This window comes from Mesorhizobium loti (assembly GCF_003148495.1).
In the GTDB taxonomy this organism is placed as follows: Bacteria; Pseudomonadota; Alphaproteobacteria; order Rhizobiales; family Rhizobiaceae; genus Mesorhizobium; species Mesorhizobium loti.
Genome location: NZ_QGGH01000002.1, coordinates 939,871 through 955,542, shown reverse-complemented (window position 1 = coordinate 955,542; position 15,672 = coordinate 939,871). Strand labels below are relative to the sequence as shown.

The window sequence follows — 15,672 nt, the reverse complement described above, 5'->3', positions numbered from 1 at the left end:
CGGCGGTAGCGTTGAGAAGATGGCGGTCGCGTTCAACAACGCTGGAGTGCGGCAACCGCACTCCAGCAGATAAGTGCCTTTTCACAAAAGCACATCCAGTTGAAAATGAGCATCGTTACGGTTGCGCCGGTGCAGCGAAGCGATCGATCACATCGGCCAGAGGGACGTGGCCAAGGCAGGCGCCCGAACCGGCGGGCTGTTCGCCATCCTCGACAGCCAGGGCATATCGCACGACCGGATCGGCTTCGATGCGGCGGCGCAGCCCGGCCAACCTGGGATAGGCAGCGCCGTCGACCGCCTGGTGGAACTCCGCCCAACGTGCCACGCCAATCAGCGTGGTATCGGCCAGCGTCAGCCGATCGCCGACCAGGAAGTCCGTGTCGACGATCATCTCTTCGAGGCGATCGTGGCGTTCGGCAACGGCCTTGCGGCCGAAGTCGCGCAAGATCGCCTTCAGCGCCGGTTCATCCGCGGCCATTTCCAATGCCACCCAGAGCGGGCTGAAAGCGGCGGTGAAACCGGTGTTCACGAAGGCCATCAACTGATGCATGCGGTCGGCTTGCGGCGTGCGCGGGTCGAAGCTGATGCGACGTTGCGTGTCACGCGCCTCGAGCCACGCGGCGATGGCCATGGTCTCGGTGACCACCGTGCCTTCGTCGGTGATCAAAACCGGCGTTTCCTGACGGCCGTTGATGCTGGCATAAGCATCGTTCTTCATCTCGGTGAGCATGTCGACGCGGCACAGGCGATAGGGCTGTCCGACGCGTTCAAAGGCAGCGACGAGCCCCATCGAGCTTCCCGCCGGGAAGCCATAAAAGAGGATAGGTTCCATTTGTTTTCTTCCATGATTGAAGGGATCACGCCGCGCAGCGAAACTTGACCCTAAACACTGGTCGCCCCATGTAAATTACGCACAATTCTGTAACCAGGACCCGCCCATGAAAGACGTCGTCTCGCGCTGCCCGATCGAAGAGACCATGCGCGTGCTCAGTGGCCGCTGGCCCACACTGCTGCTCTATTATCTGAAGGACGGAACCAAGCGATTCAGCGAGCTGAGGCGCGACAACCCGACTGTGTCGCACCGCATTCTGGCGCTGGAACTGCGCAAGCTGGAGGACGCCGGTATCGTGCGGCGAACGGCGCGCCCGGGCTATCCGCTGCATGTCGACTACGACCTGACTGCGCCGGGTCGCAGGCTTGTACCGCTCATCGACGCGCTGGGCTCGTGGTGGGAACGGACCGAAGACGACCGGACCGGCCAAGTCTCACCAATGCTGGAAACCTATTCCGGCACGGCGACAGTGGAGACAATCACTTCGGCAAGTTGAAAACCGCCTCGATGTGATGTCCATCCGGATCGACGACGAAGGCGGCATAATAATACGGACCGTAGTCGGGGCGCAGGCCGGGCGCACCGTTGTCACGGCCGCCATGTGCAAGCGCGGCCGCATGAAATTGTGCGATGCTCTGGCGATCCGGGGCGGCAAAAGCCAGATGAAAACCCGGACCGGGCGGACGCTGCCCTTTCGGGCAAAGTTTTATCGCCAGCTTGTCGCCGCCACCGGCAGGCCCGTAGCCCACCGCCTGATCGGGCTCGCCGGGTCGGAGATCGTCCCAGACTCTGATATAACCGAGCGGCCCCAGCACGGCGTCGTAGAAGGCAGCCGCGCGTTCGATATTCGAAACGCCGAAAGAAACGTGATGGAGCATCTTGGCAAAAAATCCCTTTTTGAGAGGCATGGTCGAACGACTTCGAATAGCCAGCATGCTGTTCAGTTCTGGCCCGCGTGATCGCCGGCCAGTCGTCCAAACATCCTGAAGTCGTGGTAGGCGCCTTTGAACCGGGCTTTCTGCCGCAGGGTTCCCTCGTAGCGGAACCCGGCTTTCTCCAGCACACGGTCCGATCCGGTATTGCCCGGCAGCGTCCACGCCTCGATGCGATTGAGCCCGAAAAACCGATGGCCGCAAAGAGCGACGGCAGCAGCCGCTTCGGTCATCAGACCTTTGCCCCAAAAATCCGGATGCAGTTCGTAGCCGATCTCGCCGCACTTCGATCTGTTGACGAACCAGTTGTACCGAATCGCACCGGCCATGGTCTTCGAAGCGCGATCCTCGATTATCCAGGCGCACCCTTTGCCAGTGGGAAAGGCCTTGCACATCCATCTCATCGCCCGTTCAGCCACCACCTTGGCCGGCGCATCCGGCCAGTTCGAGAATCGGGTGACATCGGGGATCGACAGGATACCCCGGAAGGCGGCGGCATCTTCGGCGGTCGGGGCGCGCAGCAGCAGGCGGGAGGTGGAGAGCGTCGGAAAGGCACGGGCAGGTTTTGGCATCGGATTCTCACGTCACATGGGCCGTCTGGACTATGCTGGCCGAACGGGTGTGCTTCGACACTTCAACACTACGCGATGCATTTCGCGAAAACCAACGCATGGGTTCTCGCGCAATTTTCACCGCTTGCCCGTCAAAAGCCATGATCGCGACTATTCAGACAAGAATGGCCATTGATCATTCCCATTCCATCGAACCGCGCCCAATGCCGAGCAGGCGCATGGTGCTGACCGGCCTCGTCGCGCTGGCCGGTCTCGCCGCCTGCAGCACCGTTTCGCTGCCAACCGGCGACGGTGCCGGGGTCTCCTCATCCGCCACCGGCACGCTTGCCAGCATCCGCGCCACGGCCGGGCTGGCGCCGCTGGTCCCCGACCGGCAGCTCGAGCAGGCCGCCCTGCAGCAGGCCGGCTATATGGCGCAGCGCCGTCGCATGAGCCACACCACCGCCTGGGGCAAGGATTTCGCCTCGCGCGTCAAGGGCAATGGCATTGCGGGTGCGGCCGCCGAGAACATCGCCGAGGGCCGTTTCGACCAACAGAAGCTGTTCGACATCTGGGTGCATTCGCCTGGCCATCGCCGCAACATGCTCGACCCGCGCTTCACCCGCTTCGGCCTTGCCTATGTGCGCGACGGCAGCGACGGCAACCTCCGCTACTGGAGCCTCGTGCTCGGGAAATAAGAGCAGGCTTGTCGCTGCCGGCCGCGATCTTCGTCGAGCCGCACGGGAGACCGCTGGCTGACCAGTCCGTCAATTCTTGTGGTTGAGCAATTTCTCGATATCTTGGGCAGAGACCGGTCTGCTGAAATGGAAGCCCTGCATTTCGTCGCAATTGTTTTTGAGCAGGAAGGCCACCTGATCGTCTGTTTCGACGCCCTCGGCAATGACTCTCATATTCAGCTTTTGACCCAGCGAAATCACGGCGCTGGTGACAGCCTGATCATTCTCATCGGCAGCGAGATCGTTGATGAAGGACTTGTCGATCTTCAGCCGTGCGACTGGAAAGGTCTTGAGTGCACTGAGGCTGGAATAGCCCGTTCCGAAATCATCGATCGATATCTGAACGCCCAGGGCTTGCAGTTCGTTCATCGTGGCGACCGCCAATTCGATATCCTGCATGATGAGGCTTTCTGTCACCTCCAACTCGAGATATCTGGCCTCCAGACCGCTATCCTTAAGCGCGTTGACGACACGGCCGACCAGGTTCCTTTCCCTGAATTGCCGTGCAGACACATTCACGCAAACAGTCATCGGCGGCAGACCCGCATCCTGCCAGGCCTTGTTCTGTCGACAGGCCTCATGCAGAACCCAGTCGCCGATCGGCACGATCAGACCTGTCTCCTCGGCCGTCGGAATGAACGTCATCGGCGAAACCACGCCCAGTGTCGGATGGTTCCAGCGTATCAACGCTTCGACCGCAAAGACGCGCCCCGAGCGAAGATCGACCTGGGGCTGATAGAGCAGCGCGAATTCCGAACGGGCCAAGGCGTTTCGCAATTCCTCCTGAAGCACGAATTTTTCATGAGCCCTCGAGTTGAATTCAGGAGCGTAAAACTGGAAATTGTCGCGGCCGAGCTCTTTTGCGCGATACATGGCCGCATCGGCATTGGCCAGGAGCGTTTTCGGGCTCGCTCCATCCTTGGGGTAGTTCGCGATACCGATGCTGGCCGTCGTCCTCAGGTGATGCTCTTCGATATGAACCGGCGCTGCAATCGCTGCCCGGATCGTTTGCAAGGTCTCCGAGATGCGATCGACATTCGTAGGCTGGTCGAACAGAACGATGACAAATTCGTCGCCGCCAAGTCGCACAACCGTATCGGTCGCCCGTACGCATTCAACCATACGGCTGGCGACAGTCTTCAGGAGTTCGTCTCCGGCATTGTGGCCGAGCGTGTCGTTGACGAGCTTGAAGTTGTCCAGATCGATGAACACCACCGTCACCCAGCGATCGTATCGCTGCGCATACAGGACCGCTTGCGACAGCCGGTCCTCCAGCAAGGCGCGATTGGGAAGCCCGGTAAGCACATCATGGTTGGCCATGAAATGGATCTGGTCTTCAGCCAGTTTGCGCTCGATCGCGATTCCGGCGATGCGGGTTGTGAAATCAATCAGCCGGGTCTCGGCCTCGGCCGGTCCGCGCACCGTCATCGAATACATCGCAAATACGCCCAACACGGCGCCCTGATGCGACAGGATCGGGGTCGACCAGCAGGAACGATAGCCGTAGACCGCCACCAGTTCGCGGTAATCCTCCCACAGCGGATCCTGCATGACGTCGGTGACAATGACAGGCTCCCGCCTGTAGACTGCGGTCCCGCACGATCCCACCTTGGGACCGATGGCGATCCCGTCGATGGCGTTCGTATAGTCTTTCACCAAGCTCGGCGCCGCACCGTGCCGCAAATGGCTGCCGTCCTTGTCGAGCAGCAAGACGGAACCGAATATGCCTGTCAGCTGGGATTCAACGAGGCGCATGAGGCGGTCGAGCACATCTTCGAGCGGAGCGCTCATCGCGATCATTTCCAGGATATGCGCTTGCCCGTCACGAAGGACGTCCGCTTGCTTGCGGACAGTGATGTCATGGGCGATGCCAACCAGACCGAAGATCTCATTTTGAACATTGTGCAGCGGAACCTTCGTCGACGAGAGCCACTTGCCGGCGCCCGACGCATCGACAACGAACTCCTCCTCGTCGATCATCGGTTGTCCGCTGTTGAGGACGTTCTGCTCGATGAGGCGAAATTTCTGCGCAAGTTCGGGGGCATGAAGATCAAAATCGGTCAAGCCGATCATGTCGCTCGTCTTCTCTCGGCCACTGTCGGACGCAAGGGCCTTGTTGACCACGACGAAGCGGCTTTCGGTGTCCTTGACCCACAGATAGCCGGGTACCCAGTCGATCAGCGTTTGCAGCGAGATGCGCTCGTCCGCAATCAGACGATTCGCAGTGAACTCCGTAATGTCCTCATGCGTGGAAACCCAACCGCCGTCGGGCATTGGCTGATGGCAGACCTGAATCGTCCGGCCGTCGGCGATATTGGCGGTCCAGATCCTCGAAGTGGTACTCGAATTGACCGACCGGGCCAATGCGAGATAGGCGTCGGCAGCCATAGCGGATGTCCCGGCAGCGACGCGGCGTTCGACTATTTCGCCCAATGTCAGGCCCGGTTGCAATTGTTCGGGCACAATGCGGTAAATCTCCGCATAGCGACGGTTGGACAGGATCAGCCGTTCATCGGCGCCGAAAAAGCAGATGCCTTGCGAGATGTTGTCGATCACCATCTCGAATCGAAGCGCCTGCCCCTCGAGTGCGGCGATTGTAGCCCGAAGCTCGCGTTCGAGGATTTCATGCGAGACGGCCGCCAATTTTGTCAGGGCGGCCAGACCGGTCGACTCGGGCGCTTCGGCGGGTCTCCTGGATGATTTCGTAACCAACAGACCTCCTCCGGTTTGGCGCCTAGAAAAAGACGATTGTTTTGTAAAACGAAAGTCGATCGATAGTGTTACAGATGTACTAACGACAGATGAACCGGTCCGAGACCGATTCGGCGCAACCTGGATACCTGAGACTCAAGCGCTGTTATCGAGCCGATTTTGAACTTTCGGGCTCAGTATTCTTCGACATCAGGATGAATTCGGTCGGCCACCGCCGCAACATGATTCGCACTTCAACCGGCGCGTGACACCATCAGGCCTGCGCCCATTCTAGGGCGAAGCTAGTCCATGTGCGCGGCTGGTGCGCCACCGGCAGGCGCCTGCTTTGGCTTGCGCAGCAGGAAAACAAACGGGATGGCAAGCAGCGTCATTACCATGAGTATTTTGAAATCATTGACGTAGGAGATCATCATCGCCTGGAGATTGACCATGCGATCGACCTGCGAAAGCGCCATCGGATCGCCGCTTGCGGCTGCCGGAGAAACCGCCCACAGATTTGGGTTGAACGGGTTGATGAAGGCCGAAAGCTCGGTGTGATTGATCTGCGTGTTGCGCACCATCAGGACCGTCACGACCGACACGCCAATGGACGAGCCAAGATTGCGCACCAGGCTGAACAGAGCCGTAGCATCGGTGCGGAAGCGCACGTCAAGCGTGGCGAAGGCGACGGTCGACAGCGGCACGAACACCATTCCCATACCCAGGCCCTGGATGACGCCGGAGCTGATGATCAGCCAGTTGTCCATCTGCGGGGTGAAGCTGGACATGGTGTAGAGCGACTGCGCGGTCAGCAGGAAGCCGATGACGACGAGGATCCTGGCGTCGATCTTGCTCATGAGCCGCCCGACGACGAGCATCGAAATCATGGTGCCGACGCCGCGTGGCCCCATGACGACGCCGATGGTGACGGTCGGATAGCCGAAGATGGTCGCCAGCATCGGCGGCAGCAGCGACATGCTCGCCAGGATGAGCACGCCCATGACGAAGATGAACGCCAGCCCGGTCACGAAATTGCGGTCGAGGAAGATCTTGGGATCGATGAAGGGGTGTTCCGCCGTCATCGTGTGAATGATGAACACCCAGAAGCCGGTGAGGGAGAGACCAAGCTCGATCCAGATCTCGACCGATGAAAACCAGTCGACCTCACCGCCGCGGTCGAGCAGCAGCTGAAGCGCGCCGACGCCGAGCGATATCATGGCGAAGCCGAAGAAATCGAAGCCGCGCACGCGCCGGGCAACGGCCGGCAAATAGGCGGCCATGCCGAGAAAGGCGACGATGCCGACCGGCAGGTTGATGAAGAACACCCAGCGCCAGTTGAAATTCTCGGTCAGCCAGCCACCAAGCGTCGGGCCCAGAATCGGCCCCAGCATGATGCCTGCGCCCCAGATGGCCATCGCCTGGCCATGGCGTTCCCTGGGATTAATGTCGAGCAGGAAGGTTTGCGACAGAGGCACGATCGCGGCGCCGAACACGCCTTGCATCAGCCGGAAGAACACCATGGTCTCCAGGCTCCAGGCGATGCCGCACAGCATCGAGAACACGGTGAAGCCGACCACTGCCGTCAGGAACAGTTCCTTGCGGCCGAAGCGGTCGGCCAGCCAGCCGGTGACCGGCGTCATGATGGCGGCGGCAACGATATAGGAGGTCAGCACCCAGTTGATGTTGTCCGGCGAGGCGCCGAGATCGCCCGTCATGGTCGGCAGCGCGACGTTGGCGATCGTCGTGTCGAGCGCCTGCATGATCGTCGCCAGCATGAGCGCGACCGTAATCAGGCCGCGATGCGGCACTTCTTTGAAGGGTTCAGGCGTGCTCATGACAGGGAACTTCCAGCAGGTAACAAAAACGTGTACAACGGGTTTCCGGGCGGCAACGCCTTCCGTTGAGAGACCCTCATCGCGGTGGGACGCGATTATCGATGTGGGGGTTACATCGACTGAGAGTCTCTGATGAGCGGATGCCTGCCGCCCGGAAACATGAGGACCGACGGGTCTGCGTCGAAGATTTCAGATTTCAGTCGAGCTGCGATGCGGCTTCGCCCAAATTCTGATCCTTCCAGCTCCTCCCATCAGACCAATCCTGCTATTCACCTCCACCCGCTGATCCCAGCGGGATTCTGTTGATTTTTACTGCGCGGCCTCGCCGGCCGTGGCGTGACCGAAGATCGACGGCAGGCCACGCACCACGCCGGTGTCGACGGTAACGGTGGCGCTCATGCCGGTGCGCAACGCCATCTTGGCGTCGGCATCGGTCAGTTCGAGACGCACGGGAATGCGCTGCGTGACCTTGACCCAGTTGCCGGTGGCGTTCTGGGCCGGCAGCAGCGAGAATTCGGCACCGGTGCCGGCGCCAATCGCCTTGACCGTCGCCTCGAAGGTGCGTCCCGGATAGGTATCGACCACGATATCGGCCTTCTGCCCGGGCTTCATGTGGGTGAGCTGCGTTTCCTTGAAATTGGCGGCGATCCAAGTGTCGCCGGTCTCGACCAGTGAAAACAGCGGCGTGCCGGAACCGACATACTGGCCGACCTTGAACGACGAGGCCTGGCTGATGACGCCGTCAGCCGGCGCCTTGACCGTGGTCTGCGCCAGATCGTAGGCCGCCTTGTCGCGTGCGGCGAGCGCGGCCATCACAGTCGGGTGCTTGTCGGTCTCGATGTCGGGATTGCCGCCAAGGGCTGCCTTGGCGCTGATGATGCCTTGCTCGGCAACGGCGAGCTGCTGCTTGGCCTTGTCGAGGTCGTTCTTGGCTTCGTCCAGCGACGACTTGGCGTTGATGCCCTTCTGGGCAAGGTCGGCGGCGCGGTCGAACTGCGACTGGGCGAAGGCGACCTGACTGGTGTCGGATTTCTGCTGAGCCATCGACTGGCCGTAAGCCGCGCGCAGCTGCTCGACATTGAGACGCGCGCCCGCCACCGCCGCGTCGGCCTGCGCCAAAGCGATCCGGTAGGGCTCGGGATCTATGGCAAACAGCTCGTCACCCTGTTTGACCAGCTGGTTATCGAAGATGTCGACTTTAACGATGCGGCCAGCCGTGTCGGAAGCGATCGACACCTTGGCCTGCTGCAGATTGGCGTTCTCCGTCTCCTGGTAGCGGCCGCCGGTGACCCAGACGTAACCGCCGCCGACAGCCAGCGCGGCGGGCAGCGCGACCATCAGCAGGAGACGGCCCAGCCGGCGCTTTTTCTTCACCGGCGCCAGGGCTGGCTGGACCGGAGGAGCAACCGCCACCGGGGGCGCGGCCGGCTTTTCCGGTGCTTCCATCTCCAGCTCTGTCACTTTCTCGTCTATCTTGGCTACCGCGTTCATGCTGCTGTGCCTTCTGTATTCTTTACTTTTTCAATGGACGGCGTCTCGTCGTCAGTCAGGTTCCGGACCATCGCCTCGAGCCCCTCGACAAGGACACGGCGGGCTTCCGGCTTCACGCCGACCAGTGATTCCTCATAGACTTCCCCGGCAATGCTCTTGATCACGGCGTAGGCATCGCTCGCCTTGGGCGTCAGGAAAATCATGCGGACGCGGCGATCGGTGGCGTCGGGTCGACGCTCGATCCAGCCGCCCTCCTCCATGCGATCGACCAGGCGCGAAACGCTGATCGGCTCGATTTCGAGAAGTTCGGCCAGCCGCGCCTGCGCGACACCGTCTTCCTTGGCAACACGGACCAGAAGCCGCCATTGGGCTGAAGAAAGCCCCAAGCCGCTGGCCCTCGCCTCGAAGCGCTTGCGCATCAAGCGCTGCACGTCGTGGATCAAGAACCCCAATCTGTCGATGCCATCGGAAACCATGAGCGGTATATATAATAAGCGTGCTTACTATTCAAGATGCCGCGCTGCACAAGAAGCCGGCAAATGTGCATGAGAGCCATGCCGGGCCAATCATGGTTAGCGATTTGGCAACGGCCGGCGCGGGCCGTGGCAGTCGAACCGTAGCGTCCTCTGCTCTGGTCGCGTTTGACATATTAATGTACAGCCGCTGATCAGGATCGGGGGATCACGAAAATGCCGACGCTTTACGCTCTCAAGCCGGCTTTCCAGGGACGACTGCGGCCGCTGGTCAACCGGCTGGCGGCAATCGGGGTAACCGCAAACAGCGTAACCATGCTGGCGGCGCTGATGTCGGTCGCGGCCGGGACGGCCATCGCGATCCTGCATGAATGGCGCTGGCTGCTGTTGCTCATTCCCGCAGTGATGTTCGTGCGCATGGCGCTGAATGCCGTGGATGGCATGCTGGCGCGGGAACACGGGCAGGCCTCGACGCTCGGCATGTATCTGAACGAGTTGTGCGACGTCGTTTCGGACCTCGCGCTCATTCTCCCCTTTGCCGTCTTTCCGCAGTTTGCCCCATGGGGCGTCGTTGCCTTCGCGATATCAGCCGTGCTGACCGAGTTCGCCGGCGTGCTCGGCATCGCCGCCAAGATCGGACGTAACTATGCCGGGCCGTTCGGCAAGAGCGACAGGGCGCTGGCGCTCGGTGTTGTCGCCGTGCTGTGCGCCACCGGGCTCTGGCCGGCATCCATCGCGCCATTTGTGTTTCCGGCCATGGCAACGCTTTCGCTGCTGACCGCCATAAACCGGATACGCGCCGGCCTTATTGGCAGCGCCAGCTGAGCATCGAGGCTCGCCATGCCGCCAAAGGGAAAGACCATGATGCACGAACCGATCGCCGCCGCGGCCACGGAAAACCTTGAGCGGCAAGCGCAGGAGCGGGTATTCAGCAGCCATGACGGGACGGAGATCTTCTACCGCTTTTGGCCGGCAGCTTCCGCCGGTGCCAAGGGCGCGGTGGTGCTGTTCCATCGCGGCCATGAGCATGGCGGCCGCATGGCCCATCTCGTCGATGAATTGCAGATGCCGGATCACGCCTTCTATGCCTGGGATGCCCGCGGCAATGGCCGTTCGTCCGGCGAGCGCGGCTATGCCCCTTCCTTCTCGGCGCTGGTGCGCGACATCGACTGCTTCATGCGCGAGATCGCCGCCAGGGATGGCTTCGCCACGCAGGATATCGCGCTGATCGCGCAATCCTTCGGCGCCGTGCTTGCCACCGCCTGGGTTCATGACTATGCGCCGAGACTGCGCGCCATGGTGCTGGCCTCACCCGCCTTTTCGGTAAAACTCTACGTGCCCTTCGCCAAGGAAGGCATCGCGTTCTGGCAGAAGATCAAGGGCCGCTTCTTCGTCAATTCCTACGTCAAGGCGAAGTTCCTCACCCATGATCCGGTGCGCATCGCCTCTTTCGAGAGCGATCCGCTGATCACGCGGCCGATCGCCTCCAACATCCTGGTCGAACTCTACCAGCATGCGGCACGCATCGTCGCCGACGCCCGCGCCATCACCGTGCCGACGCAGCTTCTGCTCTCGGGCAGCGACTGGGTGGTGCGCCACGGCCCGCAGCACGCGTTCTTCGTCAATCTCGGCAGCCGCACCAAGGAACGCCATGTGTTGCCGGGTTTCTTCCACGACACGCTGGGCGAACGCGACCGGGCAAAGGCCCTCGACCTGATCCGGCCATTTCTGGCGAAGCAGTTCGCGGCACCGGACGCGCCGGTCGACCTGAAGCAGGCGGACATCGCCGGCTACACCCGCGACGAGGCCGACAGGCTTGCCTCGCCGCTCGATCTGTTGTCGCCCAAGGGCCTCTATTGGGCATTCAGCCGCGCCTCCATCCGCATGGGCGCCTGGGTCTCCCAGGGTATGAAGACCGGCATCGCCACCGGCTTCGATTCCGGCTCGACTCTGGATTACGTCTACGAGAACGACGCGCGCGGTCTGACACCTGTTGGCCGCGTCGTCGACCGCATCTTCCTGGAAGCCATCGGCTGGCGCGGCATCCGCCAGCGCAAGCTGCATCTGGAAGAACTGATCGGCTCTTGCCTGGCGACGCTCAAGGCCGCTGGCCGGCCGGCGCACATTCTCGACATCGCTGCCGGCCACGGCCGCTATGTTCTCGATGCCATCGTGAAGAGCCCCGACCAGCCGACGAGCGTGCGCCTGCAGGATTATTCCGACCTCAATGTCGAGCTTGGCCGCAAGCTGATCGCTGAGCGGCAATTGTCGGCTGATGTCTCGTTCCAGCGTGCGGACGCCTTCGATGCCGACATGCTCGCCTCGATCGATCCGACGCCCGATCTCGCCATCGTTTCCGGCCTCTACGAACTGTTCTCCGAGAACGCGATGATCGTCCGCTCGCTCGGTGGATTGGCCAGCGCCATGCGGCCGGGCAGCCTGTTGCTCTACACCAACCAGCCCTGGCACCCGCAGCTCGAAATGATCGCCCGCAGCCTGACCTCGCATCGTGGCGGCGAAGCCTGGGTGATGCGCCGGCGTACGCAAGGCGAGATGGACCAGCTCGTCGAAGCCGCCGGTTTCGACAAGCTCGAGCAGCGCATCGACCAATGGGGCATCTTCACCGTCTCGGTCGCGCGGCGCCGCTGACCAGCATGGTGTCATCGCTTGCATCCACAGCGCGCGCCGAACCCTACGGACGGGTGGTCGTCAGGGCAGCTCTTTGGCTGGCCTTCCTGGCGCCGTTCTTCTACCTCAGCTACGGCTTCGCCAACTGGCTAGCGTCGCGGCGCGACGACGTCGGCAGCATCGTGTTCTCCTGGGAACACGGCATCCCCTTCATGGCCTGGACCATCGTGCCCTACTGGTCGATCAACCTGTTCTACGGCCTGTCGCTGCTACTCAACGGCAACAGGCAAGGGGTCGACCGCCTGGCCGGGCGCTATCTCACCGCGCAGGTCGTCGCCGTTGCCTGCTTCATCCTGTTCCCGCTGACCGCGACATTCGTGCGGCCCGCGACGACCGGCCTGCCCGGCTTCCTGTTTGCCGTGCTCGGCGGTTTCGACAAGCCGTTCAACCAGGCGCCCTCGCTGCACATCGCCCTTTTGGTGATCATCTGGGATCATTGGCGCCACCGGCTCAGCGGATTGCTCCTGCCGCTCTGGCATGGCTGGTGCTTTCTGATCGGCGCCTCGGTGCTGACGACCTGGCAGCATCACTTCATCGATATCCCGACCGGCGCGCTGCTCGGGTTCTTTGCGCTGTGGCTGTTTCCGCGCAGCGGTGCGTTGCCGTTTTCAGGCTTCCGGCTGACCAGCGACGCGAAAGCGCGGCGTCTGGCGCTGTTCTATGCGCTGGGCGCCGCCCTTGCGCTGGCGGGTGCCGCGCTCGGCGCCTTGTTTTGTGCCGTCGCGCTGTTCCTGCTTTGGCCGGCGCTGGCGCTGGCAATCGTCGCCTTCGCCTATGCCGGGGCCGGCGCAAAGGTGTTCCAGAAATCCGCCGATGGCAGCATCACGCTTGCAAGCCGTATCCTGCTCTTGCCTTACCGCCTCGGCGCTCGGGCAAACATATGGGCCTGGACGCGCAGTCTTGCTCCTCAGGTGGCGGTTGCCGATGGCGTCTTTCTCGGGCGCTTTCCCACAGCACGCGAAGCCAACAGCTTCGGCACGGTCATCGACCTCGCCGCTGAACTTGAAAAGCCGGCGCGAGCCGATTGCCGCTGGATCAGCTTTCCGATGATCGACCTGTTGCCGCCGCCAGTGGCGATGCGGCAACAGGCAGCCAGCGCGCTGGAGAGTGCGCGCCGCGACGGCCCCGTGTTGGTGTGCTGCGCGCTCGGCTTCCAGCGCAGCGCTGGCGTTGTTGCCGAATGGCTGGTGGCGACCGGCAGAGCCAGGACGCCGGCGCTTGCCCGCGAGATGCTGATGACGACCGGCCGGCCGGTTCATCTTGCCGAGGCTGCGGAGCGGGCAGCGTCATGACCGGCAATGCCTACCAGGAACGCGCCGGTCGTTTCGCCCGCATGCTGATGCGGCAGGCCGCATGGCCGGCGGCAATTGTGGTGGCCGCCAATATCCTTACGCCCTTGACTGCTTCGCCGCGCGGCGCCTTCGGGAGCCTACGCGCGGCCATCCCATTGTCGGTCTCAGCCGCGATCGCGGTTGTCGTGCTCGTGTTGTCGGCGTTGCTGGTGTTCGATGCGCTGCTGTTCCGGCTGATGGCCAGCCACAAGGACGAGGCTTCCGGCGGTGCGGCGGTGGATGACATATTGGCGCGCATGCGGCTAAAACCCTCCCCGTCCACGACACGCTCGCTCGACGACCGCATGGCCGGCACAAGCCGCTTGCTGTTCAAGCAGCGCGCCGCCTTGGCCCTGTTTGCCGCAGCGCTTCTGGCGGCGGGGTTTTGGGCGCCGCGATGAACAAGCTTTCGCTCAAGACCTTCACCTTGCTGCAGACGGTAACCTCCGTCGGCCTCTCGGCGCTGGCCTGGATGGTGACCGGGGTGCGTCCGATCTGGAACGGCAGCCTGCCGTCCGACCGGCAGCGCATCTATTTCGCCAATCACACCAGCCATGGCGACTTCATCTTGCTGTCGGCCTGCCTCAGCGAAAAGGAGCGCGCGATCACCCATGCGGTGGCTGCCGGCGAATACTGGGGAAAGTCGCGGCTGCGCCGCTTCATCGCGCAGGACATGCTGTCGTCCGTGCTCATCAACCGGCAATGGACGAAGCCCGAGGAAAACCCGATCGAGATCATGCTCTCGGTTCTCGACCAGGGCCATTCGCTGATCCTGTTTCCCGAGGGCACCCGCAACATGACCGAGGAGCCGCTGCTGGCCTTCCGCTCCGGCCTCTACAACCTATCGATGGCGCGGCCTGAGGTCGAACTGATCCCGTGCTGGATCGAGAACATGTCGCGCGTGCTGCCCAAGGGCCAGTTCCTGCCGGTACCGCTGCTGTGCCGCGTCGTCTTCGGCGCGCCGGTCGCGGTTGGCCCGGGCGAGGAACGCCGCGCCTTTCTCGAGCGCGCTCACGCCACGCTTCTGGCGCTCAACCCGCGTCCCGAGCGAGACGATTGATGCGCCACGAGATCTCCATCCTGATCATCGGCCTGCTGGCGGTTTTGACCACCGCAAGCGTTGTCGCCGCTATCCTTTCGGCGCGGGCGCCGAAGCCGCTCAGCTCGACCCTGGTCAATCTCACCCAGCGCATCAACGCCTGGTGGGTGATGGTGGCGCTGATGACGGTCGCCTTCTTCTTCGGCCGCTACGGCATGACCATCCTGTTCGCGCTGATCTCCTTCGCCGCGCTGCGCGAATTCGTGACGCTCACGCACACCCGCCGCAGCGACCATTGGGTGCTGCTTGGCATGTTCGGCATCATCATACCGTTTCAATACTGGCTGGTGTGGACCGCCTGGTACGGGCTCTTCGTCATCTTCATTCCGGTCTACTGCTTCCTGCTGATGCCGGCCATCACGGCGCTGCATGGCGACACGGAACGCTTCCTCGAGCGGATCGCCGCGCAGCAATGGGCGGTGATGATCTCGGTCTATTGTGTCAGCCATGTCCCTGCCCTGCTGACACTCAACGTGCCGGGCTTCGAAGGCCGCACCCTGTTGCTGATCGCCTTCCTGATCATCGTCGTGCAAGGCAGCGACGTGCTGCAATACATCTTCGGCAAGCTGTTTGGAAAACACCGTTTTTCGCCGAACGTCTCGCCGTCGAAAACCTGGGAAGGCCTGATCGGCGGACTGGTGTCGGCGAGCCTGCTCGGCGCGCTGTTGTCGTTCGTGACGCCCTTCTCGCCGCTGCAGGCGGCGGCCGTGGCGTTCGTCGCCTGCTCGATGGGATTTCTGGGCGGGCTGGTCGCCTCGGCCATCAAGCGCGACCAGGGCGTCAAGGACTGGGGCCACCTGATCGAAGGCCATGGCGGCATGATGGACCGCACCGATAGCTTGGTCTTCGCCGCGCCGGTGTTCTTTCACATTGTGCGCTATTTCTGGACGGTCTGAGAGCCTGTTTGGAAACTCTACTCCGGCGGCCATCTGGAGGCGTTTTCTGCGCTTCCGGTGCTCACGTACTCAATGTACGCTCCGCTCCGGTTCTCGAAACCACCACCATATGACTC

At 62.3% G+C, this 15,672-nt stretch carries 15 protein-coding genes; 8 read left to right on the top strand and 7 right to left on the bottom strand.

Features of this window, described 5'->3' with window-relative positions:
• Nucleotides 1–115: 115 nt before the first annotated feature.
• Entirely contained in the window at nt 116–832 is a 717-nt protein-coding gene (locus C8D77_RS13155) for a glutathione S-transferase family protein (RefSeq protein WP_109663104.1), read from the bottom strand.
• Nucleotides 833–938: 106 nt separating this feature from the next.
• Here C8D77_RS13155 and C8D77_RS13150 point away from each other — a divergent pair, with 106 nt between their 5' ends.
• Complete coding sequence (locus C8D77_RS13150) at nt 939–1,328, top strand: winged helix-turn-helix transcriptional regulator (protein ID WP_109663102.1); 390 nt, start codon at nt 939–941, stop codon at nt 1,326–1,328.
• On the opposite strand, the gene C8D77_RS13145 is transcribed toward C8D77_RS13150, so the two are convergent.
• Complete coding sequence (locus C8D77_RS13145) at nt 1,312–1,710, bottom strand: VOC family protein (protein ID WP_109663403.1); 399 nt, start codon at nt 1,708–1,710, stop codon at nt 1,312–1,314. The two genes, C8D77_RS13150 and C8D77_RS13145, sit on opposite strands and share 17 nt — an antisense overlap.
• Before the next feature lie 62 nt (nt 1,711–1,772).
• Nucleotides 1,773–2,336 carry a GNAT family N-acetyltransferase gene (locus tag C8D77_RS13140; RefSeq protein WP_109663099.1) on the bottom strand — a complete coding sequence of 188 codons (564 nt, stop codon included), beginning with the start codon at nt 2,334–2,336 and terminating at the stop codon, nt 1,773–1,775.
• A 203-nt stretch (nt 2,337–2,539) separates the two neighbouring features.
• Between C8D77_RS13140 and C8D77_RS13135 the strand changes: the two genes are divergently transcribed.
• A complete protein-coding gene (locus C8D77_RS13135; RefSeq protein WP_425453730.1) occupies nt 2,540–3,013 on the top strand; it encodes a CAP domain-containing protein in 474 nt (157 codons plus the stop codon).
• Between the two features lie 69 nt (nt 3,014–3,082).
• Here the strand turns inward: C8D77_RS13135 and C8D77_RS13130 are convergent, their stop codons facing one another.
• The 4 genes from C8D77_RS13130 to C8D77_RS13115 all read right to left on the bottom strand — a co-directional run bounded on the left by C8D77_RS13130 (nt 3,083) and on the right by C8D77_RS13115 (nt 9,545).
• Nucleotides 3,083–5,764 (bottom strand): EAL domain-containing protein, encoded by a 2,682-nt coding sequence (locus tag C8D77_RS13130; protein WP_109663094.1) that lies wholly within the window; start codon nt 5,762–5,764, stop codon nt 3,083–3,085.
• A 281-nt stretch (nt 5,765–6,045) separates the two neighbouring features.
• On the bottom strand, nt 6,046–7,578 hold the full coding sequence (locus tag C8D77_RS13125; protein WP_109663092.1) for a DHA2 family efflux MFS transporter permease subunit: 1,533 nt from the start codon (nt 7,576–7,578) through the stop codon (nt 6,046–6,048).
• A gap of 309 nt (nt 7,579–7,887) precedes the next feature.
• Nucleotides 7,888–9,069, bottom strand: a complete 1,182-nt coding sequence (locus tag C8D77_RS13120; RefSeq protein ID WP_109663089.1) for an HlyD family secretion protein — start codon at nt 9,067–9,069, stop codon at nt 7,888–7,890.
• A complete protein-coding gene (locus C8D77_RS13115) occupies nt 9,066–9,545 on the bottom strand; it encodes a MarR family winged helix-turn-helix transcriptional regulator (protein WP_109663087.1) in 480 nt (159 codons plus the stop codon). The genes C8D77_RS13120 and C8D77_RS13115 overlap by 4 nt, the downstream gene beginning before the upstream one ends.
• Before the next feature lie 213 nt (nt 9,546–9,758).
• Between C8D77_RS13115 and C8D77_RS13110 the strand changes: the two genes are divergently transcribed.
• The 6 genes from C8D77_RS13110 to C8D77_RS13085 are packed head-to-tail and all read left to right on the top strand — an operon-like array spanning nt 9,759 to nt 15,556.
• On the top strand, nt 9,759–10,367 hold the full coding sequence (locus C8D77_RS13110; RefSeq protein WP_109663085.1) for a CDP-alcohol phosphatidyltransferase family protein: 609 nt from the start codon (nt 9,759–9,761) through the stop codon (nt 10,365–10,367).
• Nucleotides 10,368–10,406: 39 nt separating this feature from the next.
• A complete protein-coding gene (locus C8D77_RS13105) occupies nt 10,407–12,191 on the top strand; it encodes a bifunctional alpha/beta hydrolase/class I SAM-dependent methyltransferase (RefSeq protein WP_170136739.1) in 1,785 nt (594 codons plus the stop codon).
• A gap of 5 nt (nt 12,192–12,196) precedes the next feature.
• A complete protein-coding gene (locus C8D77_RS13100) occupies nt 12,197–13,522 on the top strand; it encodes a phosphatase PAP2/dual specificity phosphatase family protein (RefSeq protein WP_109663401.1) in 1,326 nt (441 codons plus the stop codon).
• The gene (locus C8D77_RS13095) at nt 13,519–13,962 is read left to right on the top strand and encodes a hypothetical protein (protein WP_109663079.1); all 444 of its coding nucleotides are present in this window, start codon (nt 13,519–13,521) and stop codon (nt 13,960–13,962) included. Before C8D77_RS13100 ends, C8D77_RS13095 begins: the two co-directional genes overlap by 4 nt.
• On the top strand, nt 13,959–14,621 hold the full coding sequence (locus C8D77_RS13090; protein ID WP_109663076.1) for a lysophospholipid acyltransferase family protein: 663 nt from the start codon (nt 13,959–13,961) through the stop codon (nt 14,619–14,621). The genes C8D77_RS13095 and C8D77_RS13090 overlap by 4 nt, the downstream gene beginning before the upstream one ends.
• Nucleotides 14,621–15,556, top strand: coding sequence for a phosphatidate cytidylyltransferase (locus C8D77_RS13085; protein WP_109663073.1), 936 nt, complete (start codon nt 14,621–14,623; stop codon nt 15,554–15,556). The genes C8D77_RS13090 and C8D77_RS13085 overlap by 1 nt, the downstream gene beginning before the upstream one ends.
• The last annotated feature ends 116 nt before the right edge of the window (nt 15,557–15,672 follow it).

What these genes read in the sequence shown, in the direction of transcription:
- C8D77_RS13155 (WP_109663104.1), bottom strand. Translation starts at nt 832, where the DNA reads ATGGAACCTATCCTCTTTTATGGCTTCCCGGCGGGAAGCTCGATGGGG.
- C8D77_RS13150 (WP_109663102.1), top strand. Translation starts at nt 939, where the DNA reads ATGAAAGACGTCGTCTCGCGCTGCCCGATCGAAGAGACCATGCGCGTG.
- C8D77_RS13145 (WP_109663403.1), bottom strand. Translation starts at nt 1,710, where the DNA reads ATGCTCCATCACGTTTCTTTCGGCGTTTCGAATATCGAACGCGCGGCT.
- C8D77_RS13140 (WP_109663099.1), bottom strand. Translation starts at nt 2,336, where the DNA reads ATGCCAAAACCTGCCCGTGCCTTTCCGACGCTCTCCACCTCCCGCCTG.
- C8D77_RS13135 (WP_425453730.1), top strand. Translation starts at nt 2,540, where the DNA reads ATGCCGAGCAGGCGCATGGTGCTGACCGGCCTCGTCGCGCTGGCCGGT.
- C8D77_RS13125 (WP_109663092.1), bottom strand. Translation starts at nt 7,578, where the DNA reads ATGAGCACGCCTGAACCCTTCAAAGAAGTGCCGCATCGCGGCCTGATT.
- C8D77_RS13120 (WP_109663089.1), bottom strand. Translation starts at nt 9,069, where the DNA reads ATGAACGCGGTAGCCAAGATAGACGAGAAAGTGACAGAGCTGGAGATG.
- C8D77_RS13115 (WP_109663087.1), bottom strand. Translation starts at nt 9,545, where the DNA reads ATGGTTTCCGATGGCATCGACAGATTGGGGTTCTTGATCCACGACGTG.
- C8D77_RS13110 (WP_109663085.1), top strand. Translation starts at nt 9,759, where the DNA reads ATGCCGACGCTTTACGCTCTCAAGCCGGCTTTCCAGGGACGACTGCGG.
- C8D77_RS13105 (WP_170136739.1), top strand. Translation starts at nt 10,407, where the DNA reads ATGCACGAACCGATCGCCGCCGCGGCCACGGAAAACCTTGAGCGGCAA.
- C8D77_RS13100 (WP_109663401.1), top strand. Translation starts at nt 12,197, where the DNA reads ATGGTGTCATCGCTTGCATCCACAGCGCGCGCCGAACCCTACGGACGG.
- C8D77_RS13095 (WP_109663079.1), top strand. Translation starts at nt 13,519, where the DNA reads ATGACCGGCAATGCCTACCAGGAACGCGCCGGTCGTTTCGCCCGCATG.
- C8D77_RS13090 (WP_109663076.1), top strand. Translation starts at nt 13,959, where the DNA reads ATGAACAAGCTTTCGCTCAAGACCTTCACCTTGCTGCAGACGGTAACC.
- C8D77_RS13085 (WP_109663073.1), top strand. Translation starts at nt 14,621, where the DNA reads ATGCGCCACGAGATCTCCATCCTGATCATCGGCCTGCTGGCGGTTTTG.